This window comes from Paraciimarium castrense LEGE 11436, assembly GCF_056633055.1.
Genome location: NZ_JBSJOW010000001.1, coordinates 697,573 through 717,280, shown reverse-complemented (window position 1 = coordinate 717,280; position 19,708 = coordinate 697,573). Strand labels below are relative to the sequence as shown.

The following is a 19,708-nucleotide window of genomic DNA, read 5'->3' as shown; positions in this document are numbered from 1 at the left end:
GGGCCAGCGGCACCACCCGCCAGCGGCTCGAGAAGCTCGGCCTCTATGCCAAGTTGCCGCGGCAGCACCATCAGCTCAGCCGGGAGGAGGCCCTGCGCAGGGCTGTGGAGGGCTTGGTCACGGGTCGTTGCGCCGCTGCCCCCGATGCTCAGCTCGTTGGCCCCTGAGCGCCTCGCTGCCGAGATGGCTTCTGCCCAGGGCAGTGGCTGTCGAGGCCGGTTGCTCTGGATTCGGTGGCATGCCTTCGCAGTCGCCTGGCGGCTGCGCCAGAGTGGTGTGTAACGAACCATCACGGCGATGCTCAAGCCGCTCTGGCTGGTGCGTCCCCGCCCAGACGGGGGTTGCGACTACGTCAGTTTCCAATTCGATACCCTCGCTGGGCCACCCCTCACCGGCACTGTTGAGATGCGGGAAGGCAGCCATCTCCCCCCCCAGATGCCCCTGCTCAAACACCGGCATAGGCTCGATCCCGACGAGGCAGAACGCTGGAGGCTGCGACTGGAACAGGAAGGTGGTTTCCGTTTCAGCGAGCCCCTCTTCTAGGCCGGCCTCGATACGCTCTATGCAGGCTTTGTTGTCCGCCGGCGATGGTGATGCCCGACCCTTCTGATCCGCAATCCTCAGCGGCCGAGCCATTGGAGCCCTATCAACGCCTTGGCATCAGCCCCGACGCCAGCTTCGAGGAGGTGCAGGCTGCCAAGCTGGCCCGCCTCGACGAGGCGGGCGATGACACCATGGCCCGCTCCCGCATTGAGGCGGCCTACGACACCCTGCTGATGGATCGCCTCAAGCAGCGCCAGCAGGGTCGGGTGAGCACGGCGGCCCGAACGGCTTCGGCCCGGGAGCAGCTCGCCCCGCCTCCGCCCCGCCTGGCGATGCCGGCCCTGCCCCAGTTGCCCCTGCCCAAGGTGGCGGCGCCGACGCTGAGCATGCCTGGGCTGGAGCTGGCCGAGGGGGCGGCCCTCAACCTTGCCCTCGGCGGATTCGGGGTGCTGCTGGCTCTGCTGCTGCTGGTGCCCTCGGCCTCGCCGGAATTTCTGCTGGCCCTGGCCACCGCCCTCACGGTGGTGTGCCTGCAGCGCCGGCGCCGCCGCTTCCTGGCTGCTGTGGGCTGGGGCTTCGGCCTGCTCACCCTGGGCCTGGTGCTCGGCGGCCTGGTGGCAGGCCTGGCCGGATCCGGCCTGCCCCTGGGGCTGCCCCTCTCCCTGCAACAGGTGCAGAGCCTGCCGGCGTTTGTATTGCTGCTGTTGGCGGCGCTGTTCGTGGCCTGAGCTGCCTGGGCCCGCCCAAGGGCCTGCCTGGCCTAGGCGATTGCAGCCCCCTCGAGCTCGGCGATCAGGCCCAGCAGCTCCTGGCCGCTCACGTCATACACCGAGCTGCAGAAGTGGCAGGTGAGCTCAGCCCGGCCATCTTCATCGAGAATGCTGCTGAGCTCGTCGCGGCCGAGCAGTTTGAGGGCGCCGAGGCTGCGATCGCGGCTGCAGGGGCAGTGGAAGCGCACGGGCTGAGCCTCCGCCTCCAGGGGCTGGGGGTCGAGGTCGGGAAAGATGGCTTCCAGCAGCGCCAGCAAGTTGCCCTGGCAGGCCTCCAGCCTGGCGCTGAAGCCCTCCACTGCCCGGCAACGGTCTTCCAGCAGGGCCACCAGGGCGGGCTCCAGGGCCGCCTTGGGCAGCACCTGCACCAGCACTCCACCGCTACAGAGCACACCGCTGCTGTCCATGCGCTCGCCCACGAACAAAGCCGAGGGGGTCTGCTCGGAGTGGAGGAGGTAGGAGGCCACGTCGTCGCCGATGCCGCCGCTCACCAGTTCCACCGTGGAGCTGAAGGGCTGGCCCCGGCCCCAGTCGCGCACCACGTGGAGATAGCCCGTGCCGGTGGCGCCGGCCAGGTCGAACTGGGGCGAGCCATCGGCGGCGGTGATCGGATCGAGCTCCAGGGCCGGATTACCCACGTAGCCGCGCACGGTGCCATCCCGGCCGGCATCCACCATCAGGCCCTTGAGCGCACTGTCGGAGGAGATGCGCAGGTTCACCCTGCCGTGGTTGATTTTCATCGAGCTCGCCAGCAGCAGTGCGGCCCCCATGGCCCGACCGAGCAGGGCGGTGGTGAGAAACGACAGCTGGTGGTGCTCGGCAGCGGCGCGGCTGGTGTCAGTGGTGGACACCGCCACCAGCCGGATGCCGCCGTCGGCGGCCGTGGCCCGCAGCAGTCTGTCGCTCACGCAGGACTCCCTCATGCAGTGGGCGCTCACTCAGACCATCGTAAGGAGGTCGGTCGTCTGCAGATCGGTGAGCGTGCCCTGCTCCAGGCGCCAGGCCCTGCCGGCTGAACGCTGGAACAGCTCCGGTTCGTGGGTCACCACCAGCACGGCCCGCTCCCGGGCCAGGCCCTCCAGGAGGGCCACAATCTCGCCCCGCACCGTCCAGTCCAGCCCGGCGGTGGGCTCATCCAGCAGCAGCACCTGGGGGTGGCGCAGCAGCTGCACCGCCAGGGCCAGGCGCCGCTGCTGACCGCCGCTCAGTTGTTCAGGCCGTTGCTGGAGGCTGAGCCCAGCGAGGCCCACCCGCTGCAGCACCGCCTCCAGCCGCTCAGACTCCACGCGGCGCTGGCCCAGCCGCAGCTCCTGGCCCACCGTGAGCCCGAGAAAATGGCGCTCGGGAAACTGGAACACCAGGCCGCACAGCCAGCGGCGCTGGCGAGCCCGGAAGCGTTCTCCGTTCCAGTGGATCGTGCCCTGATCCGGCTCGGCCAGGCCGCTGATCAACTCCAGCAGGGTGGTTTTGCCGCCGCCGCTGCGGCCGGCCACCAGGCCGATCGCCCCGGGCTCCAGGGCCAGACTCACCTCGCGCAGCACCGGCTGGGGTGCTGTGGCGGGCTGGTAGCCGAGGCCGCACAGTTCAAGCATGGCTCCAGCATGCCTGCGGTGGGGGAGAGTGGCCTCTGCTGTTGTGGCTGCGGCCCAGCCTGATCGGTGCCGATGGACGTTCAATTTCGCGAGCTCGACCCCTTCAACTGCTGGATCTGGATGCGCTTTGCCGATCCCCTCGGCAGCGGCGAGAAGGGCTATCTGGAAACCGTCTTCGACAGCTGGTTCTTTCTGGGCAAGCTGGGTGGCTTCAATGCCGAGTCGCTCCAGGTCCATGAGGAGGGGGCGGAACTGAGCTGGATGGCCTATGACCAGCAGACCGCCGCCACGGCTCTGCCGGCCCTGATGCACAACATGGGCCCGATGGAGTATCAGGGAGTCTGGGCACGCTGCTGGCTGGATCTGGGCACGAGTGACGCCTTCGCCCTCGACGTGCTGATCAACACCCTGCGCCAGCTCAACAACGACGTGGTGGAGGTGGAGCAGGTGCTGATCGGTGGCCTCAACGACGACTGGGCCATCGACGAGCAGCCCGAGACCATCGACCAGCTGCTGGATTCGATCCCCGATTCCTGAGTGCGCCATGGCCCGCGAGCTGCGCCGCCTGCTGGTGGAGCGCCCTCGTCTGGAGGGCGCCGAGGGGCGTCTGGCCCTGCAGGGCCAGGAGCTGCACTACCTGCGGCGGGTGCTGCGGCTGGCAGCGGGAGAGGCCTTCGGGCTGGTGGATGGCTGTGGCCAGTTCTGGTCTGCGGTCCTGGAGCTGGGCTCGGGGAGGCAGCAGGGCTGGGCCGTGCTGCAACAGAGCCTGGAGGAGCCATTGCTGAGCGTTCCGGCCCCACAGCCGAGCCTGCAGCTGGCCGTGGCCCTGCCGCGCCGGGATCCGGAGGTGATGCTGCGCATGGCCTGCGAACTGGGCATCGACAGCTTCCAGTGGCTGCGGGCCGAGCGCAGCGTGGCGGAGGCAGCGATCCGCCCCGAGCGCCAGCAGGCCGTGCTGGGCGAGGCCCTGGAGCAGTGCGAGCGGCTGTGGCTGCCCCACTGCCTGCCGGCACAACCGGCCCTGGCCTGGTTCTCGGCAGCAACGAGTGGAGTGTGTTTGCTGGCCACCACCCGTTGCTGCAGGGCTATCTCGCTCGGTGAAGCCCTCGAAGCTCACGGGCCACTGGCGTCAAAAGCTCAGCCAGCGGGCTTTGCTGAACCTGTCAGGGTGGCCATCGGCCCTGAAGGGGGCTGGAGCCCCACGGAGGAAACGGTTGCCCTGGAGCGCGGCTGGCAGGCGGTGCAGCTGGGCGAGGGGATCCTGCGTACCTCCACGGCCGCCGTGGCGGCCGCGAGCCTGCTGGCGGCCTGGCGCCAACGGCTGGGGTTCAGTTGCGGAACATCTCCGACACCATCCCCTTGAACACACCCAGATTGGCCCCGGGCCGCCGCCGACCCATCGGCAGGGCGTTGGCGGGGTTGAGGCAGTCCGGGGCGTAGGTGACCTGGGACGGAGGGGGCAGGGCCTCCTGGGCGGCCCGCAGTTCAGCGGCAATGGCCTCGGCTGTGGTGAGCGGGCTCTCGGCCGGGGACGGAGGCGCTGCGGAAGGGGCTGCCGTGGCGGCGGCTGCCACAGCAGCGGTGGGCTGGGCCGAGGGCTCAGGAGTGGCGGTGGGCTCAGCGGCACTGGAGCCCTTGGGGCTGGCGGGGGGAGCCTCCGCGATCGCCACCTGCACCGGTTCGGCCTTGGTGTCGCCGGCGCCGGTGAGGTCGAGGAAGAAGGAGCCCTTGCGCTTGAACACCATCGCGACTGAGCCGGCAACGTCTGATGCCGATTATCCGTTGGAGCGGCGCCACCCAAGCCTGCTGCTTAGGGCAGTGCAACACATGCTCCCTGCCACACACTGGGGAGCCCCGCCGCGACCCCTCGGCACCCGCCCTTCGCTTCGTGTTCGTTCCACCTCCCCAGCAGCCGCTCCCCTGGCTGGTTGCCCTGGCGGTCAATGCCGCCCTGATCAGCGCGGCCCAACGGCTGCCTGTGCTCACCCGCGCCGGCTGGATCCATGCCGGTGCCCTCGGCACCGTGCTCTGGGGTTGTCTTGGCCCCCTGGGCTGGCTGGCGGTGGTGGGCTACCTGGCGCTGGGCTCGGCCGTGACCCGGCTGGGCCTGCGCCACAAGCAGCGCGCCGGGCTGGCGGAGGCCCGTGGCGGCCGCCGCGGCCCCGAAAACGTGTGGGGCTCGGCGGCTCCCGGCGCCGCCCTGGCCATGCTCACGGCCTTGGCGCCCGTGAGCTGGCTGGCCCCGTTGATGGTGGGGTTCGCCGCCAGCTTCGCCGCCAAGCTCGGCGACACTTTTGGCAGCGAGATCGGCAAGCGCTGGGGCCGCCACACCCTGCTGATCACCACCCTGAGGCCCGTACCTCCCGGCACCGAGGGGGCGATCAGCCTGGAGGGCACGGCGGCGAGTCTGCTGGGCAGCGTGGTGATGGCCGCCTGGATGCTCCTGCTGGGCCTGCTGGGCGGCTGGGCAGACGCCGGGCTGGTGGCGGCCGTGGGACTGCTGGCCACCCTGGTGGAAAGCCTGATCGGTGCCACCCTGCAGCCCCGCCTCGCCTGGCTCAGCAACGAGCTGGTGAATGGCCTTCAGACCAGCCTGGCCGCGGTTCTGGCGATCGCGCTCTGGCTCTGGTGGGCCTCGTCCTGAAGCTGGGCCAGCAGCTCACCGCCCCGCTGCCGGCAGTGTTGGGGGGCCAGCCCCAGCTGCCTGCCCAGATCACTCCAGGTCAGGCCATCGAGCCAGCGCCCCTCCAGCAGCTGCCGGTCCAGGGGCGCGAGGCGGGCCAGGTGCTGGCGCAGCCAGGTGAGCTGAGGATCGCTCTGGTCCGCCGTCTGGTCACAGGCGGAGCTGGCGGGGTCGGCGAGCAGGTCGAGCCGGCACCGTGGGGCGCCCTCGTCGCCATCGCTGCCCAGGGGCGCATCCAGGCTGCTCAGCTGCAGGGCCCGCCGCACCCGGGCGGCCTCCTCCAGCTGAGCAGGCGTGCAGCCCAGGGCGGTGGCCATGGCGGCCAGACTCGGCGGCGGCAGTCCGGCGCCACGGCGCTGCTCCAGCCAGCGATCAGCCCGCTGGTTCAGCTCCCGCAGCCGTCGGGGAGTCTGCAGGGGCTGCAGCCGGTCACGGCGCTCCATCTGCATCGCGCCGCGTACGCAGGGCACCGCATAGGTGCTGAGGCTCACCGGGCGGCTGGTGTCAAAGCTGTCCACGGCCCGCACGAGTCCCTCGTAACCCACGGAACAGAGCTCGTCGAAGGGCTGGCCGGTGCGGCGGCTTTCGCGCTGGGCCACCATCCGCACCAGGGCCAGGTTGCTCACCACCAGGGCGTTGCGCCAGTGCAGCCGCACCGCCCTGGGCCCGGTGTGGGCCAGCCGCCGCAGCAGGGTGCGGTTGTGGCTGTGGAGGTCGGTGGAGGCGGCCCGCAGCCGGGGGGCAGCGGCGCGGAGTGAAGGACGGCGCCGAGGGGTGACGGGGTTGGCCTGCATGGCGGGGAACGGGGATGGGGATCCATCTCCACGCTCTGCGGGCTGGTGCCGGGGCGGCTCGCCGCCGGGAGTGATTCGCTCTCACCCGAATGGGTGAGGCGCAGCTGCCGAACTCAGTCCAGCCAGCTGTTGAGGCCGGGTCACTCGCGCAGGCGGCGAAACACCTCCGCATGGCCGCTGCCCTGGAGCAGGGGTTGCAGAATGGGCGGAATGGGCAGCAGGTCGGCCTTGAGGCAGGCCAGATCCTGCAGGGCCTCATAGCGCCGCATCAGGCCTTGGTCGTGCCACGGCACGACCTCGAAGGGCATCGCCTGCCCGAACACTTGGGTGAGGCCCACGACCAGCAGCGAGGTGACAGCACTGCTCCAGGAAACGTCGGGGCGTTGGTTTGGCTCCCGCAGCGCGGCAGGGGGGCGGCTGGGGTTGGGTTTGGCTGGACGCAGCGTTCCTGCAGCATTGCGCCTCGCCCATGGAACAGTCTGCCCAACTGACGTGGGCCCAAAAACCTGATCCAGCCCTTCTGGAAGTTTCCCCACCAGCCAGGCTTGGCCAGGAGCAGCCCCATCAAAGGCAAGCGCCACACTTCCGAGAAGATCATCCGCAAGCTGCGCACCGCCGTAGCCAAGGGCTTCTTCGGAAGGGTTTCTGCTGCTCAGCAAGGGCCAGGCCATCCCTGACCTGTGCAGATCAGGGCATTGATGTCTCCAGATCCACTGGGCGGTGCTGCCTGGTGGCCAACCCACTCAGCCGATCCGGGGGTCTTGCCCTGAGGTGCAGAAGTGAGAAAACGCGTGGTCCGCATGCGTAGGAGCAGGAAGGATTCGGCGATCTATGCCCATCGCTGGCCGAATGCTTCTCACGAGGAGCAGTTGCTTGTAGGGCCGGTGAACCAAAGGTCAGAACGCTCGTGGCTGGCGACGATTCCTTTTGCGAGGGATTGCGAAGGTGTCCAGCGAGTGGCACCTGATGCCCATCAGGCACAAACGTCTCTCGCCGCATGCTTCCCCGAAGGAGTCATTCTTCCGGTTCAGGAAATCCACCAGGAAGGGCTCTCGGAGGAGGCATCAGCGCTGATGTGGCCTAACCCTGGCCCCTGCTCCGAGGACTGGCTGAGTTTCAGTCGGTGGGCCAAGACCGTCGCCGCTGAGAGTTACGACGTCAACTGGGTTGATGACCTCAGCGCGCGCGTGGTCATGGCTGTCGAAGCTCCGAGGAAGTGCCCAATTGGCTTCTGACTCTTAACCTAAGTCCACTGCGGCGGAGCTGACGATGGCCGATCAAGCACCCCCAGAGCCAGCAGATCGAGCTCCCCTGGAGCCGGCGGCCCCCGAGGTCAGACACGGATGGTGGCAACACACCAGGGGCTGGCTTCGCCAGAACCTGCTGCAGCTGCCCACCCTGGTGGTGGCGCTGGCAACGCTGCTGGGGGTGAGCACCCTGAGCACGCGCATGAGCACTTCGGAGATGCTCCTCGCCCAGATCGACAACCTCAAGCAAGAGGACAGCCTGCCGCGCAACATGTCGATCCTGGCGATCGAGCACACCCTCGCCAGCCGCAGTCCGGTGGAGGGCGTGCACCACGATCTGCTGCTCACCCATGTGCTCGGCGAAGTGCTGATGCACGACAAGGCCAGGGGTGATCTGCTGGGGGAGGACAGCGAGGCCGGCATCCAGCGCAGGGGCCAGATCCAGCGCATCCTGCTGGCCTCGATCCGCGACCTCAACCCCCGCTGCGCCCATGGCTTCGCCAACCTGGGGGACGCCAGCGGCAGCAAGCAAGAGGGGTTGCAGTTCAAAAGCAGCAGCACCGGCGGGGCCAGCCCCCGCCAGCCCCTGAGCGAGGTCGTCGCCAGCCCCGCCTGCCGTCACGCAGCGGCCCTGGGGGTGTGGACCGGCTGGTGGCCTGGCAAGGCCTCCCGCGACCAGGTGCTGCGCACGTCGGTGCAGCGTCTGGCCGAGATCACCCCGGAATTCTCGGGCGATTCCCAGCTGCCCCTCTCCAGCCAGATCACCACCAGCCCCATCGAGAGCCGGGCCGGAGCGGCGAGCGCGGGGGCCTCCGGCATCGATCTGGAGCGCCTCAGCCAGGAGCAGATCCGCTCGGCTTCCGAGATCGTGGCCGGTGCCGTGGCGCTCGACCAGCAGAAGCGCATGGTGTCCGAACGGCACGGCAAGCTGCCGGGCCTGCCCCATGTGTTCATCCACTACGACGACAAGGCGGTGGAGGACAAGCAGGCGGCGGTGAATGGGCCGCTGCGGGCGGTGGCCGAGGGTCTCAGCCAGTCGGGTAACTATTTCGTGGACCGCACCCTGCGCCATGTGCCTCCCACTGCCAGGGCCTGCGCCCCCAGCTCCCAGGTGAAGTTCTTCCATCAGGCCGATCGGGAGCTGGCCGAGGACCTGGTGGCTGCCGCCAACGCCGAGAAACTGTTGGCTGCCGCAAACGCCAAGAAACTGTTGGCTGCCGCCAACGCCAAGAAAGTGGGCGATGACCCCATCCCCGTTCCCACACCCCCCCCGGACACCTGGACCATCGAGGCCCGCAGCGGTCTGATCGACCTCAGCAACTGGAGCCTGGCGGCCAAGGTGCCCCGGGGGCAGCTGGAGCTGTGGTTGATCAGCAACGGCTCCAGCTGCCGGCCGTCCACCGGGGCAGAGGTCACCACCACCAGCTCCTAGATGCGCACCAGGGCCAGGTTGCACAGCCGAGGCGGGACGGGCTGGGCCTGCACGGCGTGGAACGGAGATGGGGATCCACCTCCATGTTCCGCAGGCCGGGACGTGGCTGGCTCGCCGCCGGGAGCGATTCGCGCTCACCCGAATGGGTGAGGCGCGGCTGCCGAAGTCAGTTCAGCCCAGCTGTTGAGGGCGGGCCACTCGCCCAGGCGGCGAAACACCTCCGCATGGCCGCTGCCGTTGAGGTGAAGGCCGTCGGCGCAGAGCCAGCGGGGCCAGCTCCGGTCGCAGAGCATGGGGCGCAGCAGCGGCAGAAACGGCACGTCGGCCTCGAGGCAGGCCAGCTCCAGCAGGGCCTCGTAGCGCCTCAGCTGCTCCTGGGAATACCAGAGCACATCAGCGAAGGGCATCGCCTCCTCGATCACCGGGGTGAGGCCCAGCACCAGCACCGGGGCCAGCTGGCCCGCCCGTTGCAGCAGCTGCTGCAGGCCATAGAGAAAGCCATCGGCATCGAGCTGGGGGCGCCCGTCCGGACGCCCCACCCGGGCCGTGTCGTTCACCCCCACCGACAGCAGGATCCCCTGGGGCCTCTGGCGGCGAAGCTCACCCCTGCTGCCCACCTCCCGCTCCAGCCGGGCCGCCACCCGCTCCAGCCCATCGCCCCGCACCCCCAGGGGGTACACCACAGGGGCCTGGGGCAGGGCCATCCAGTGCCGCCGCAGCCGCTCGCACCAGCCCCCCTGCTCGGGATCGCCCCAGCCGTACACGCCGCTGTCCCCGATCACGATCAGCTTGCGGGGAACCTGGAGACCCATGGCGAGGTGGCCGGGAGGGGAACCGCTGCCGATCCTGCTGCACCCCGGTGCCTGCGGCTTCGGCCCATGGCCGGGGAGGATTGGGGTCCTGCCGCCGCGATTGCCATGGCACCCCGGCTGACGGTGGCCGATTTCCTCGCCCAACCCGGGCCGCTGCTGGACGTGCGCAGCCCGGCGGAGTTCATCCAGGGCCATCGGCCGGGGGCGATCAACCTGCCCCTGTTCAGCGATGACGAGCGGGCCGAGATCGGCACCCTCTACAAGCAGGCCGGTCGTGAGGCGGCCGTGCTGCGGGGCCTGGGTCTGGTGGGTCCGCGGCTGGAGGCGATGGCGGCGGAGCTGGCGGCCCTGCCACCGGGGCCCCTGCGGCTGATGTGCTGGCGGGGCGGCATGCGCAGCGCCAGCGTGGCCTGGCTGGCGGAGCAACTGGAGCGGCCGGCCCTGCTGCTCGATGGCGGCTACAAGGCCTACCGCCGCTGGGTGCTTGAGCTGTTCGAGCGGCCCTGGACCCTGCGCCTGCTGGGCGGACGCACGGGCACGGGCAAGACCGACCTGCTGCTGGACCTGGCCCAGCGCGGCGTGGCGGTGGTGGACCTGGAAGGACTGGCCCACCATCGCGGCAGCAGCTTCGGCGGCCTGGGCCTGCCACCCCAGCCCAGCAGCGAGCACTACGAAAACCGGCTGGCCACGGCGCTGGCCGGCCTCGACGGGGCAGCGGAGATCTGGCTGGAGGCCGAGAGTGCCCAGGTGGGCCGCTGCCGCATCCCGATCGGTCTCTGGCGCCAGATGGAGCAGGCGCCGGTGCTGGAGGTGCTGCGGCCCCTGGAGGAGCGGGTGGAACAGCTGGTGCGGATCTACGGCGGCCAGGATCCTGAGGCGCTGGCGGAGGCCACCCGCCGCATCAGCCGCCGGCTGGGGCCCCAGCGCACGGCTGTGGCGCTGGCGGCGATCGCTGCCGGCGACTGGCCCCTGGCCTGCCGCCAGATGCTCGACTACTACGACCGCTGCTACGACCACGACCTGGGCCGCCATGGGGGGCGCGAGTCCGTGGCCCTGGAGGGGCTGCACGGGGCCCAGGCGGCCGAACTGCTGCTGGAGCGGGGACTGGTGCGGCTCAGCCGGCCGCTGGCCGGGGCGCCAGCAGGCGCTGCCGGGCCCGATCGCTGCCTTCCTCCCCCAGCAGGGTGAGCAGGGCGTAGACCAGCACCAGGGCCAGCAGCTGGTCGTAGGCGAAGGAACTGAGGGCCTCCATCAGCTGGCTGCCGAGGCCCGTGGCGCCCACCAGCCCCACCACCACCGATTCCCTCAGGATCACATCGGCGCGGTAGGCGCCGTAGGCGAGGTAGGGGCGGGCCAGGCCACTGAAGCGGCCGTAGAGCAGGGCCTGGCGCGGCCCCGCTCCGGCACAGCGCAGGGCCTGCTGGGCTGCGGCGGGGCTGGATTCGGCGCTCTCCAGCAGCAGGCGGCCTAGCACGCCCAGGTTGTGAAAGCCCAGGGCCAGCGCTCCGGTGACCACTCCGGGTTCCAGCACGAACAGCAGCAGCAGGGCCGTCAGCGGCGGGGGCCACAGGCGGCCGAGGGCCCAGAGCCCCCGCAGGGCCGCCTGGGCCCAGGGCCAGGGTTCCGCCAGCAGCAGCAGCAGGGGCGCCACGCCCACCGCCAGGGCGGCGGCCAGAAGGGTGAGGCTGAGGGTATTGGCCACCAGCCTGGCCCAGGGCAGGGCCGCCACGGCAGGCCAGTCGGCGGGCCCCATGGGGGGCCAGCTCTGCCACTGCAGCAGGCTGGCCGGGTCCAGCTGCAGGGCCCAGGCCAGCCCAAGCAGCAGCGGCAGCAGCAGCCCGATGGCCAGCAGCAGTTCGCGGCCCCGCCAACCCACGCCACTGCGGCCAAGGCTGAGGCGCTCCGGCATTGCCCAGCGACGGCGCAGCCATCCCAGCAGGGCTTCCAGGGCCAGCATGGCGGCCAGCAGCAGCCACAGCCCGGTCCAGAGCTCGTGGAAGGCGAGCGACTGCAGGGTGAGCCGCAGCTCCGTGCCAAGACCCCCCAGCCCGAACACCCCCAGCAGGGTGGCGCTGCGCAGGGCGCATTCCAGCCGATAACCGCCGTAGCTGATCAGCTGGGGCAGCAGCGGTGGCCCCAGGGCGGTGAGCAGGGCCGCCGGCGCCGCCGCCCCGCTGGAGCGCAGGGCCTCGAGGCCCGTGGTGGGCAGGTTGTCGATCTGATCGCTCACCACCCGGGCCACCAGGGCGCCGAAGGGCAGGGCGATCGCCGCGATCGCCACCACCGGCTGCAGTCCCAGCAGCTGCAGCAGGGCCAGGCCCCAGAGCAGCTCGTGGATCGAGCGGGGCAGGGCCAGCAACCGCCGGATCAGCCCGGCTGGGAGGGGCGTTCCCAGGCAGGTGAGCCACACGCGCCGGGAGCTGGCGATGCCCAGGCTGAGGCCGAGCACCATGCTGAGGGCCCAGCCCAGCAGGGCGATGGCGAGGGTCATCCCGAGCCCCTCCAGCACCGAGCGCAGCACCACGGGATCGAGTGAGGGCTGGAGGGCTCCCAGCAGGAACTGGCCGATCAGGCTCCAGCCCCCGCCATGGCTGATGCCCGGCAGCGCGATCAGCAGCGGCACCGCCGCGAGGGCGGGCAGCAGCAGCCACAGCGGTGGTGCCGGCCGCAGGGCCACACTCCTCATCGCTCCGTGGGCGCCGGGTCGCGCCGCGTTTCTGTGGGCGCTTCGGCGTAGAGGGCCTGCAGCCGGGAGCTGGTGAGCTCGCCCACCGGCAGGTCGAAGGCCAGCTGGCCATGACGCAGCCCCAGCACGCGGTCGAAGCCAGCCACCAGGTCCGGGCGGTGCAGGCTCAGCAACAGGGCGCGGGGCTGGCGGCCCTGCTCCAGCAGCAGGCGGAGCAGGTCTTCCGCCAGCCGCGGATCAAGGCTGGCCAGGGGCTCATCGGCCAGCAGCAGCACCGGCTCCTGGCGCAGCAGGCGGGCCAGGGCCACCCGCTGCCGCTGCCCGCCCGAGAGCCGGGCCACGGGCTGCTCCAGCAGGGCCGGATCGAGATCGAGGCGGGCCATCAGGGCGCTGCAGGCGGCGCTCTCCAGCGGCAGCAGCAGGTTGAGCAACGCCCGCGGCCAGCCCCAGACGGCCAGGCGGCCGGCATTGAGGTTCTGCTGCACGCTGAGCTCCTCGATCAGGCGCAGGTCCTGCCAGAGGGTGCCGATGCGGGCCTGCTGCAGGCGGCGGGCGCGTCTGGAGCGGGCCAGGGGCCGGCCCTGCCAGCGCACCTCACCGGCCCTGGGCTGCAGCAGGCCATTGGCCACGCTGAGCAGGGTGCTCTTGCCGGCGCCGCTCGGGCCCAGCAGGGCCACGCGCTCGCCAGGCCGCAGCCGCAGCGTCACCGCCTCCAGGCGGGGACGGCCGCGGCCAGGCACGGTCACGTCCTGCAGCTCCAGCACCGAGCACGGATCCATCAGCGGATCTTGCCCACCTGACGTCCCACGGCCTCGATCGCCTCGTACTGCGCGTTGGTGGCGGGTACGAACGTTTCGGCACCGAACAACTCGAGGATCTGGGCCTGGCGGGGATCCTTGGGGTTGAGGCCGGTGAAGGCCTGCTCCAGCCGTTCGGTGAAGCCCTCGCCGTAGTCCTTGTCGAGGCCGGGCTGCACCACCCAGGTGTAGTTGGCGTAGCCGGGGGTGCGCCACAGCTCCACCACCTTTGTGGTGTCCACCTTGCCCTCCTCGATCCGGCTGCGCCACACCTGCTCGTTCACCACGCCGGCGTCGTAGGTGCCGCTCTGCACCAGGGCGATCAGGGCGTCGTGGCTGCCGCTGAAGCCAGGGTTGCCGCCGGCGAAGTCGCCCAGCTGCACGCCCGCCTGGTTGAGGAAGTACTGGGGCATCAGCCGGCCGGAGGTGGAACTCTCCGAGCCGAAGGTGAAGCGCTTGCCCTTGAGTTGCTGCAGGTCGCTCTGGGCGCTGAAGGGCTTGAGGCCGCTGCTGGGGTTGGCGATGAACACGCTGTGGAAGGAGCGGTCAATGTCGCGCTGGGCCAGAGCCCGGGCGCCGGGTTTCTGCAGCCGGGCCTGGACGCCGGTGAGGCCGCCGAACCACACCAGATCCAGGTCGCCGGTGCGGAAGGCACTCACGGCGGCGGTGTAGTCGGTGACGGGCACGAACTGCACGGGAACCTTGAGCTGCTCGCTGAGCTCTTCGGCCACCAGGCTGTAGAGGCGGTTGAGTTTCTCGGGGTTCTGATCGGGGATGGCGCCGATGCGCAGCACCCGTTTCTCGTTGGGCCTGGCAGCCTCGCTGCTGCTGCCGTTCGGGGCTGTGGCGCCGTTGGGGCGGGGGGTGCAGGCCGTTGGCAGCAGGCCGATCAGGAGGAGGCCGGCAAGCGCAACGGCCCAGCGTTCTCGGGTGGTCAAGGGTCCAGGACAGGCAACGACCCGATGATCCTGCCCTCCCGTCTTCAGACCCGTCGTCAGAGCGCCGCGAAGAAGCGCTCCAGGCGTTGCAGGCCATCCTCGATCGCCGCCGGGGAGGCGGCGCAGGAGAGGCGGATGCAGCGATCGTCGCCGAAGGCCACGCCGGGCACGACCGCCAGCCCCACCCTGTCGAGCAGGCGGTCGCAGAGGGTCATGGAGTCGAGCCCGCAGGCGCTCACATCCGGGAAGGCGTAGAAGGCGCCCTGGGGCTCGGGCAGGGTGACTCCGGGGAGGCGGCGCAGGCCCTCGCTGAGCAGGCTGCGCCGGCGGTTGAACTCAGCCGCCATGGCCTGCACACAGTCGCGCGGGCCTTGCAGGGCGGCCAGGGCGCCGAACTGGGCGAAGCTGCAGACGTTGCTGGTGGACTGGCTCTGCAGGGCCGAGGCGGCTTTGATCACCGGTTCGGCGCCGGCCAGCCAGCCGACCCGCCAGCCGGTCATGGCCCAGCCCTTGGCAAAGCCGTTGACGATGAAGATCCGATCGGCCAGGTCGGGGGCCACGGCGGCCAGGCTGTGGTGGACCAGGCCGGGAGCGAGCAGGTATTCGTAGATCTCATCGCAGACCACGGCCACGCGGGGATGGCGCCGCAGCACCGTGGCCAGCTGCTCCAGTTCGCCGCGGCTGATCACGATGCCGGTGGGATTACCGGGGCTGTTCAGCACCAGCAGCCTGGTGGCTGGGCTGATCGCCTGCTCCAGCTGCTGGGGGTCGAGCCGGAAACCAGCGGCGGCTTCACAGGGCAGCACGGTGACGCGGGCTCCGGCCAGGCGGGCCATCTCGGGGTAGCTGAGCCAGTAGGGGGCCGGCAGCAGCACCTCATCGCCGGGGTCGAGCAGCACCTGGAACAGGTTGAACAGGGCCTGCTTGCCGCCGTTGGTGACCAGCACCTGGCCACTGCCGGTGGGCACCCCGTTCTCCTGGCTGAGCTTGCTGGCGATGGCCTCGCGCAGGGAGAGCTCCCCCGCGGCGGGGCCGTAGCGGGTGTGGCCCGCTTCGAGGGCCTGGGCCGCCGCCTGGCGGATGAAGGCGGGGGTGTCGAAGTCCGGTTCGCCGGCACTGAGGCTGCAGATGTCCTGGCCGTCGGTCTTCAACTGCCTCGCCTTGGCGGCGATGGCGAGGGTGAGGGAGGGCTGCAGGGCCCTGGCCCGCTGGGAGAGCTGGAGGGCTTCCGTCCGGGGCTGAATCGGCGGCGCCGTGGAATCGAGGGAGGGGTGGAGCGGAGCGGCCATCGTCAGGGCCGTCGTCGGGGCCACAGAGGCCAACATCCCAGGGTTCGGCATCGGCGTTGGGCCGGCATTTGGTGAGCTCGGCTACATCAAGAGGCCATCCTGCAACACCCTTCCCCCGCCGAGAGGTTCGAGCTGGCACGAAACCGCCTGTTTTGTCCAGCACTGTCACAGGATGGCCACGCCCATTGCCTGTCTTGCTGCCCATGACCGGAGAGGCCCAGCAGCCGGATCTCTTCAGCCCGAGCTCCCCCAGCGCAGCTGAAGCCAGCCAGCTGGGGCTGGAGGAGGTGGCGGCGGCCTGCGGCGCCTGCCGCCGCTGCGGCCTGGCGGCGGGCCGTCAGCAGGTGGTGGTGAGCCGAGGCAATCCCGCCGCCCGTCTGATGGTGGTGGGCGAGGGTCCCGGCGCCCAGGAAGACGCCAGCGGTCAGCCGTTCGTGGGACGGGCCGGGCAGTTGCTCGATCAGATGCTCAGCAGCGTGGGCATCGATTCCAACCGCGACGCCTACATCGGCAACGTGGTGAAGTGCCGCCCTCCCGAGAACCGCAAACCGAGCGGGGCGGAGATGGCCGCCTGTCTGCCGTGGCTGGAGCGCCAGATCGCCCTGGTGGATCCCGGCGTGATCCTGCTGGCCGGCGCCACGGCCATGGAGGGGGTGCTGGGGGTGAAGGGAGGCATCACGCGACTGCGCGGCCAGTGGCGCCAGGGCCGCGATGGGGTGCTTCAGGGCCGCTGGCTGATGCCGATCTTTCACCCCTCCTATCTGCTGCGCAATCCCTCGCGGCAGCAGGGCAGCCCCAAGTGGCTCACCTGGCAGGACCTCCAGGACGTGCGCCGCCGCCTCGACCAGCTGGCGGGCTGACCCGCCGGTTGAGGCCTCTCCTGTGACAGGCTTTGGCCAACCTCCGGCCCTCCGCCATGACCGGTACTCTGGCTCGCCCCGACGCCGCCGCCCAGCCAGCGGGCCTCCCGGCCGACTGGGCCAGCAACCCCCGTTACGACACCCTGATCCGGCGCCGCAAGACCCGCAGCGTGCGGGTGGGCGATGTGTGGGTGGGCAGCGAGCACCCGGTGGTGGTGCAGTCGATGATCAACGAGGACACCCTCGACATCGAGGGCGCCACGGCCGGCATCCGCCGCCTGCACGAGGCGGGCTGCGAGATCGTGCGGCTCACGGTGCCGAGCCTGGGCCATGCCCGGGCCGTGGGGGAGATCCGCAAGCGCCTGGAAGACAGCTACCGGCCGGTGCCGCTGGTGGCCGATGTGCACCACAACGGCATGAAGATCGCCCTGGAGGTGGCCCAGCACGTCGACAAGGTGCGCATCAACCCGGGGCTGTATGTGTTCGACAAGCCCGATCCCAACCGCACCGAATTCACTCCCGAGGAGGTGGCGGCGATCGGCCAGCGCATCCAGGCCACGCTTGAGCCGTTGGTGAGCCTGCTCAAGGAGCAGGACAAGGGCCTGCGCATCGGCGTCAATCACGGCTCCCTGGCCGAGCGGATGCTGTTCACCTACGGCGACACGCCTCTCGGCATGGTGGAGAGCGCCATGGAGTTCATCCACATCTGCGATCGCCTCGACTTCCACAACATCGTGGTGTCGATGAAGGCGTCGCGGGCTCCGGTGATGCTGGCCGCTTACCGGATGATGGCCGACCGCATGGACGCCGAAGGCTTCCACTACCCCCTGCACCTGGGCGTCACCGAGGCCGGTGATGGCGACTACGGCCGCATCAAGAGCACCGCCGGCATCGCCACCCTGCTGGCCGAAGGTCTGGGCGACACGATCCGGGTGTCGCTCACCGAGGCGCCGGAGAAGGAGATCCCTGTCTGCTATTCGATCCTGCAGGCCCTGGGCCTGAGGAAAACGATGGTGGAGTACGTGGCCTGCCCCAGCTGCGGCCGCACCCTGTTCAACCTGGAGGAGGTGCTGCACGTGGTGCGCAACGCCACCGCCCACCTCACCGGCCTCGACATCGCCGTGATGGGCTGCATCGTCAACGGCCCCGGCGAGATGGCCGACGCCGACTACGGCTACGTGGGCAAGACGCCGGGCACCATCTCCCTCTACCGCGGCCGCGACGAGATCCGCCGGGTGCCGGAGGCCGAGGGGGTGGAGGCCCTGATCGCCCTGATCAAGGAGGACGGCCGCTGGGTGGATCCCTGAAGGCCGCCATCAGGGTTCCCTTTCCAGACCGGTCACCCCTCCATGGGCGAACCGCTATGCGGCGCTAGCTTGAACCTACGTTTCCCTGGCCTTCCAGGTCTGATCCGATGGGTCGCAGCCGCACCAGTCTGATCGTGCTGGTGGGAGTCAGTGCCTGCGCTGCCACCGCCGTGATGGCGCGTGAGGCAGTCACCTCGCCAGGTGGGGTGGGCCGCATCTCCGACAGTCCCAAGGAGGTGATCGACCAGACCTGGCAGATCGTCTTCCGCGACTATCTGGATGTCAACGGCAAGTACACACCGCAGCAGTGGCGCGATCTGCGCAGCACTGTGCTGGCCAAGAGCTACGGCACCCCCAAGGACGCCTACGACGCGATTCGAGGCATGCTCGCCACCCTCGATGACCCCTACACCCGCTTCCTGGATCCGCGGGAGTTCAAGGAGATGCAGATCGACACCTCCGGGGAACTCTCCGGGGTGGGCATCCAGCTGAGCCTCGACAAGGACACCAAGGAACTGGTGGTGGTGGCCCCGATCGAGGGGTCGCCCGCCTCCAGGGCCGGGGTGATGCCCAAGGATGTGATCACCGCCATCGATGGGACCAGCACCAAGGGGATGAGCACCGAGGACGCGGTGAAGCTGATCCGCGGCCAGGCCGGCACCACCGTGACCCTCACCCTGCGGCGTAATGCCCAGGTGCTGAGTGTGCCCCTTGAGCGCGACCGGATCGAGCTGCACGCGGTGGACAGCCAGATCAATGTCACCCCCGATGGGGTGAAGGTGGGCTACATCCGTCTGAAGCAGTTCAACGCCAACGCCACCAAGGACATGCGGGCGGCCCTGCGGAAAATGGAGGGCGAGGACGTGCAGGGCTATGTGCTGGACCTGCGCAGCAACCCGGGTGGCCTGCTCGGGGCCAGCGTGGAGATTGCGCGTCAGTGGCTCAACGAGGGCACGATCGTGTCCACCAAGACCCGCAACGGCATCACCGACATCCAGCGGGCCACCGGCCGGGCCCTCACCGACAAGCCCCTGGTGGTGCTGGTGAACGAGGGTTCGGCCAGCGCCAGCGAGATTCTCTCGGGAGCCCTGCAGGACAACAACCGCGCCGTGCTGGTGGGTCAGAAGACCTTCGGCAAGGGGCTGGTGCAGTCGGTGCGGGGGCTTTCCGATGGCTCCGGCATGACCGTGACCATCGCCAAGTACCTCACCCCCGAGGGCCGCGACATCCACAAGTACGGCATCGATCCGGATGTGCAGGCCAAGATGACCGAGCAGGAGGCCCAGCGCCTCAAGCTCGAAGACCTCGGCACCAACAAGGACACCCAGTACCGCGTGGCCGAAACCACCCTGCGCAAGAAGCTGCAGGCCGCCAACACCCTGGGCCGCTCGTACAAGCCAGGCAGCGCCAATGTGCCGGCGGCCCTCGAGGCTTCCACGAAGCCCTGAGGATGTTGACGGGTGTCTGAATCTGAACCGACCGACCGACCGGCTGAGAGCCTCTGGTCTTCAAAGCCTTGGTGGTGTCAACCCTGGAGCATCGTGCTCAGCGGGGTTGTTGTGGTCATCTTCAGCTGGTTGTGGCTTGGCCTTTGGTGGGTCACCACACCCTTGGGCGTTGGTGTTGCCGTCTGGTGGTGGCTGTTTCTGGTGGTGGTCCCTTCAGCCTATGCGCAGGAAGTTGAGCGCCTGAGTTGACTTGATCTGAAAAAAATCTCTGGTGGCTAGTTGAGCCCCAGAGATCTATTTCAATGATCCGATCTACTCTGAAGATGTGCTGAGCGAACTGAGCCAACCAACCCATTGCGGCCTTCGGCCGCCTGGTTCAGGCGACCGGCTGCATCAACCCGCCACCGGGGCTGGAGTCGTCATCGTCGTTGTTTTCGTTGGAGCCGCTGAACAGGGCGTAGAGGCCCAGGGCCAGCAGGCTCACCACGCCTGAGACGAGGGTCATGCCGC

Annotated in this window: 21 protein-coding genes; 10 read left to right on the top strand and 11 right to left on the bottom strand. The window is 69.8% G+C overall.

Annotated features, from left to right (window positions below; all coding sequences use genetic code 11):
* Positions 1 to 593 precede the first annotated feature (593 nt).
* Positions 594 to 1,271, top strand: coding sequence for a CPP1-like family protein (locus ACWJIO_RS03810; protein WP_480311475.1), 678 nt, complete (start codon positions 594 to 596; stop codon positions 1,269 to 1,271).
* Between the two features lie 32 nt (positions 1,272 to 1,303).
* Here the strand turns inward: ACWJIO_RS03810 and hslO are convergent, their stop codons facing one another.
* Positions 1,304 to 2,221 carry an Hsp33 family molecular chaperone HslO gene (gene hslO / locus ACWJIO_RS03805; RefSeq protein WP_480311535.1) on the bottom strand — a complete coding sequence of 306 codons (918 nt, stop codon included), beginning with the start codon at positions 2,219 to 2,221 and terminating at the stop codon, positions 1,304 to 1,306.
* A gap of 30 nt (positions 2,222 to 2,251) precedes the next feature.
* Positions 2,252 to 2,905 (bottom strand): ABC transporter ATP-binding protein, encoded by a 654-nt coding sequence (locus ACWJIO_RS03800; RefSeq protein ID WP_480311473.1) that lies wholly within the window; start codon positions 2,903 to 2,905, stop codon positions 2,252 to 2,254.
* A 72-nt stretch (positions 2,906 to 2,977) separates the two neighbouring features.
* Here ACWJIO_RS03800 and ACWJIO_RS03795 point away from each other — a divergent pair, with 72 nt between their 5' ends.
* Positions 2,978 to 3,442, top strand: a complete 465-nt coding sequence (locus tag ACWJIO_RS03795; protein ID WP_480311471.1) for a DUF3531 family protein — start codon at positions 2,978 to 2,980, stop codon at positions 3,440 to 3,442.
* Positions 3,443 to 3,449: 7 nt separating this feature from the next.
* Positions 3,450 to 4,268 carry an RsmE family RNA methyltransferase gene (locus tag ACWJIO_RS03790; RefSeq protein ID WP_480311470.1) on the top strand — a complete coding sequence of 273 codons (819 nt, stop codon included), beginning with the start codon at positions 3,450 to 3,452 and terminating at the stop codon, positions 4,266 to 4,268.
* Here the strand turns inward: ACWJIO_RS03790 and ACWJIO_RS03785 are convergent.
* The gene (locus ACWJIO_RS03785; protein ID WP_480311468.1) at positions 4,234 to 4,650 is read right to left on the bottom strand and encodes a hypothetical protein; all 417 of its coding nucleotides are present in this window, start codon (positions 4,648 to 4,650) and stop codon (positions 4,234 to 4,236) included. The genes ACWJIO_RS03790 and ACWJIO_RS03785 overlap by 35 nt on opposite strands.
* A gap of 143 nt (positions 4,651 to 4,793) precedes the next feature.
* On the opposite strand from ACWJIO_RS03785, the gene ACWJIO_RS03780 reads away from it, so the two are divergent.
* Positions 4,794 to 5,549 carry a DUF92 domain-containing protein gene (locus tag ACWJIO_RS03780; RefSeq protein WP_480311467.1) on the top strand — a complete coding sequence of 252 codons (756 nt, stop codon included), beginning with the start codon at positions 4,794 to 4,796 and terminating at the stop codon, positions 5,547 to 5,549.
* On the opposite strand, the gene ACWJIO_RS03775 is transcribed toward ACWJIO_RS03780, so the two are convergent.
* Complete coding sequence (locus ACWJIO_RS03775) at positions 5,489 to 6,382, bottom strand: sigma-70 family RNA polymerase sigma factor (RefSeq protein WP_480311466.1); 894 nt, start codon at positions 6,380 to 6,382, stop codon at positions 5,489 to 5,491. The genes ACWJIO_RS03780 and ACWJIO_RS03775 overlap by 61 nt on opposite strands.
* Positions 6,383 to 6,522: 140 nt before the next feature.
* Positions 6,523 to 6,720, bottom strand: a complete 198-nt coding sequence (locus ACWJIO_RS03770; protein WP_480311465.1) for a hypothetical protein — start codon at positions 6,718 to 6,720, stop codon at positions 6,523 to 6,525.
* Between the two features lie 931 nt (positions 6,721 to 7,651).
* Between ACWJIO_RS03770 and ACWJIO_RS03765 the strand changes: the two genes are divergently transcribed.
* Positions 7,652 to 9,061 (top strand): hypothetical protein, encoded by a 1,410-nt coding sequence (locus ACWJIO_RS03765; protein WP_480311463.1) that lies wholly within the window; start codon positions 7,652 to 7,654, stop codon positions 9,059 to 9,061.
* A gap of 134 nt (positions 9,062 to 9,195) precedes the next feature.
* Here the strand turns inward: ACWJIO_RS03765 and ACWJIO_RS03760 are convergent, their stop codons facing one another.
* The gene (locus ACWJIO_RS03760) at positions 9,196 to 9,873 is read right to left on the bottom strand and encodes a GDSL-type esterase/lipase family protein (RefSeq protein WP_480311462.1); all 678 of its coding nucleotides are present in this window, start codon (positions 9,871 to 9,873) and stop codon (positions 9,196 to 9,198) included.
* A 105-nt stretch (positions 9,874 to 9,978) separates the two neighbouring features.
* Between ACWJIO_RS03760 and mnmH the strand changes: the two genes are divergently transcribed.
* Positions 9,979 to 11,061, top strand: a complete 1,083-nt coding sequence (gene mnmH / locus ACWJIO_RS03755) for a tRNA 2-selenouridine(34) synthase MnmH (protein WP_480311461.1) — start codon at positions 9,979 to 9,981, stop codon at positions 11,059 to 11,061.
* Here the strand turns inward: mnmH and ACWJIO_RS03750 are convergent.
* From ACWJIO_RS03750 to ACWJIO_RS03735, 4 genes are read right to left on the bottom strand one after another with little or no spacing between them, the layout of a single operon-like run.
* Entirely contained in the window at positions 10,988 to 12,559 is a 1,572-nt protein-coding gene (locus ACWJIO_RS03750; RefSeq protein ID WP_480311460.1) for a PhnE/PtxC family ABC transporter permease, read from the bottom strand. The two genes, mnmH and ACWJIO_RS03750, sit on opposite strands and share 74 nt — an antisense overlap.
* The gene (locus ACWJIO_RS03745; protein WP_480311458.1) at positions 12,556 to 13,338 is read right to left on the bottom strand and encodes an ATP-binding cassette domain-containing protein; all 783 of its coding nucleotides are present in this window, start codon (positions 13,336 to 13,338) and stop codon (positions 12,556 to 12,558) included. Before ACWJIO_RS03745 ends, ACWJIO_RS03750 begins: the two co-directional genes overlap by 4 nt.
* Complete coding sequence (locus ACWJIO_RS03740; RefSeq protein ID WP_480311457.1) at positions 13,338 to 14,294, bottom strand: putative selenate ABC transporter substrate-binding protein; 957 nt, start codon at positions 14,292 to 14,294, stop codon at positions 13,338 to 13,340. Before ACWJIO_RS03740 ends, ACWJIO_RS03745 begins: the two co-directional genes overlap by 1 nt.
* A gap of 56 nt (positions 14,295 to 14,350) precedes the next feature.
* On the bottom strand, positions 14,351 to 15,583 hold the full coding sequence (locus ACWJIO_RS03735; protein WP_480311456.1) for a pyridoxal phosphate-dependent aminotransferase: 1,233 nt from the start codon (positions 15,581 to 15,583) through the stop codon (positions 14,351 to 14,353).
* 203 nt (positions 15,584 to 15,786) lie between these two features.
* Between ACWJIO_RS03735 and ACWJIO_RS03730 the strand changes: the two genes are divergently transcribed.
* The 4 genes from ACWJIO_RS03730 (at position 15,787) to ACWJIO_RS03715 (ending at position 19,447) form a co-directional block, all read left to right on the top strand.
* Positions 15,787 to 16,443, top strand: a complete 657-nt coding sequence (locus ACWJIO_RS03730) for a uracil-DNA glycosylase (protein ID WP_480311454.1) — start codon at positions 15,787 to 15,789, stop codon at positions 16,441 to 16,443.
* A gap of 56 nt (positions 16,444 to 16,499) precedes the next feature.
* Positions 16,500 to 17,750 carry a (E)-4-hydroxy-3-methylbut-2-enyl-diphosphate synthase gene (gene ispG / locus ACWJIO_RS03725; RefSeq protein WP_480311452.1) on the top strand — a complete coding sequence of 417 codons (1,251 nt, stop codon included), beginning with the start codon at positions 16,500 to 16,502 and terminating at the stop codon, positions 17,748 to 17,750.
* A 107-nt stretch (positions 17,751 to 17,857) separates the two neighbouring features.
* Positions 17,858 to 19,198, top strand: a complete 1,341-nt coding sequence (locus ACWJIO_RS03720; RefSeq protein ID WP_480311451.1) for a S41 family peptidase — start codon at positions 17,858 to 17,860, stop codon at positions 19,196 to 19,198.
* A gap of 12 nt (positions 19,199 to 19,210) precedes the next feature.
* Entirely contained in the window at positions 19,211 to 19,447 is a 237-nt protein-coding gene (locus ACWJIO_RS03715) for a DUF6737 family protein (protein ID WP_480311450.1), read from the top strand.
* A gap of 127 nt (positions 19,448 to 19,574) precedes the next feature.
* Here ACWJIO_RS03715 and ACWJIO_RS03710 read toward each other — a convergent pair whose 3' ends face one another.
* On the bottom strand, positions 19,575 to 19,703 hold the full coding sequence (locus ACWJIO_RS03710) for a hypothetical protein (protein ID WP_480311449.1): 129 nt from the start codon (positions 19,701 to 19,703) through the stop codon (positions 19,575 to 19,577).
* Positions 19,704 to 19,708: the final 5 nt, after the last annotated feature.

Coding starts and splice junctions, on each gene's coding strand:
- ACWJIO_RS03810 (WP_480311475.1), top strand. CDS start 594: ATGCCCGACCCTTCTGATCCGCAATCCTCAGCGGCCGAGCCATTGGAG.
- ACWJIO_RS03800 (WP_480311473.1), bottom strand. CDS start 2,905: ATGCTTGAACTGTGCGGCCTCGGCTACCAGCCCGCCACAGCACCCCAG.
- ACWJIO_RS03795 (WP_480311471.1), top strand. CDS start 2,978: ATGGACGTTCAATTTCGCGAGCTCGACCCCTTCAACTGCTGGATCTGG.
- ACWJIO_RS03790 (WP_480311470.1), top strand. CDS start 3,450: ATGGCCCGCGAGCTGCGCCGCCTGCTGGTGGAGCGCCCTCGTCTGGAG.
- ACWJIO_RS03785 (WP_480311468.1), bottom strand. CDS start 4,650: ATGGTGTTCAAGCGCAAGGGCTCCTTCTTCCTCGACCTCACCGGCGCC.
- ACWJIO_RS03775 (WP_480311466.1), bottom strand. CDS start 6,382: ATGCAGGCCAACCCCGTCACCCCTCGGCGCCGTCCTTCACTCCGCGCC.
- ACWJIO_RS03765 (WP_480311463.1), top strand. CDS start 7,652: ATGGCCGATCAAGCACCCCCAGAGCCAGCAGATCGAGCTCCCCTGGAG.
- ACWJIO_RS03760 (WP_480311462.1), bottom strand. CDS start 9,873: ATGGGTCTCCAGGTTCCCCGCAAGCTGATCGTGATCGGGGACAGCGGC.
- mnmH (WP_480311461.1), top strand. CDS start 9,979: ATGGCACCCCGGCTGACGGTGGCCGATTTCCTCGCCCAACCCGGGCCG.
- ACWJIO_RS03750 (WP_480311460.1), bottom strand. CDS start 12,559: ATGAGGAGTGTGGCCCTGCGGCCGGCACCACCGCTGTGGCTGCTGCTG.
- ACWJIO_RS03745 (WP_480311458.1), bottom strand. CDS start 13,338: ATGGATCCGTGCTCGGTGCTGGAGCTGCAGGACGTGACCGTGCCTGGC.
- ACWJIO_RS03735 (WP_480311456.1), bottom strand. CDS start 15,583: ATGGCCGCTCCGCTCCACCCCTCCCTCGATTCCACGGCGCCGCCGATT.
- ACWJIO_RS03730 (WP_480311454.1), top strand. CDS start 15,787: ATGACCGGAGAGGCCCAGCAGCCGGATCTCTTCAGCCCGAGCTCCCCC.
- ispG (WP_480311452.1), top strand. CDS start 16,500: ATGACCGGTACTCTGGCTCGCCCCGACGCCGCCGCCCAGCCAGCGGGC.
- ACWJIO_RS03720 (WP_480311451.1), top strand. CDS start 17,858: ATGGGTCGCAGCCGCACCAGTCTGATCGTGCTGGTGGGAGTCAGTGCC.
- ACWJIO_RS03710 (WP_480311449.1), bottom strand. CDS start 19,703: ATGACCCTCGTCTCAGGCGTGGTGAGCCTGCTGGCCCTGGGCCTCTAC.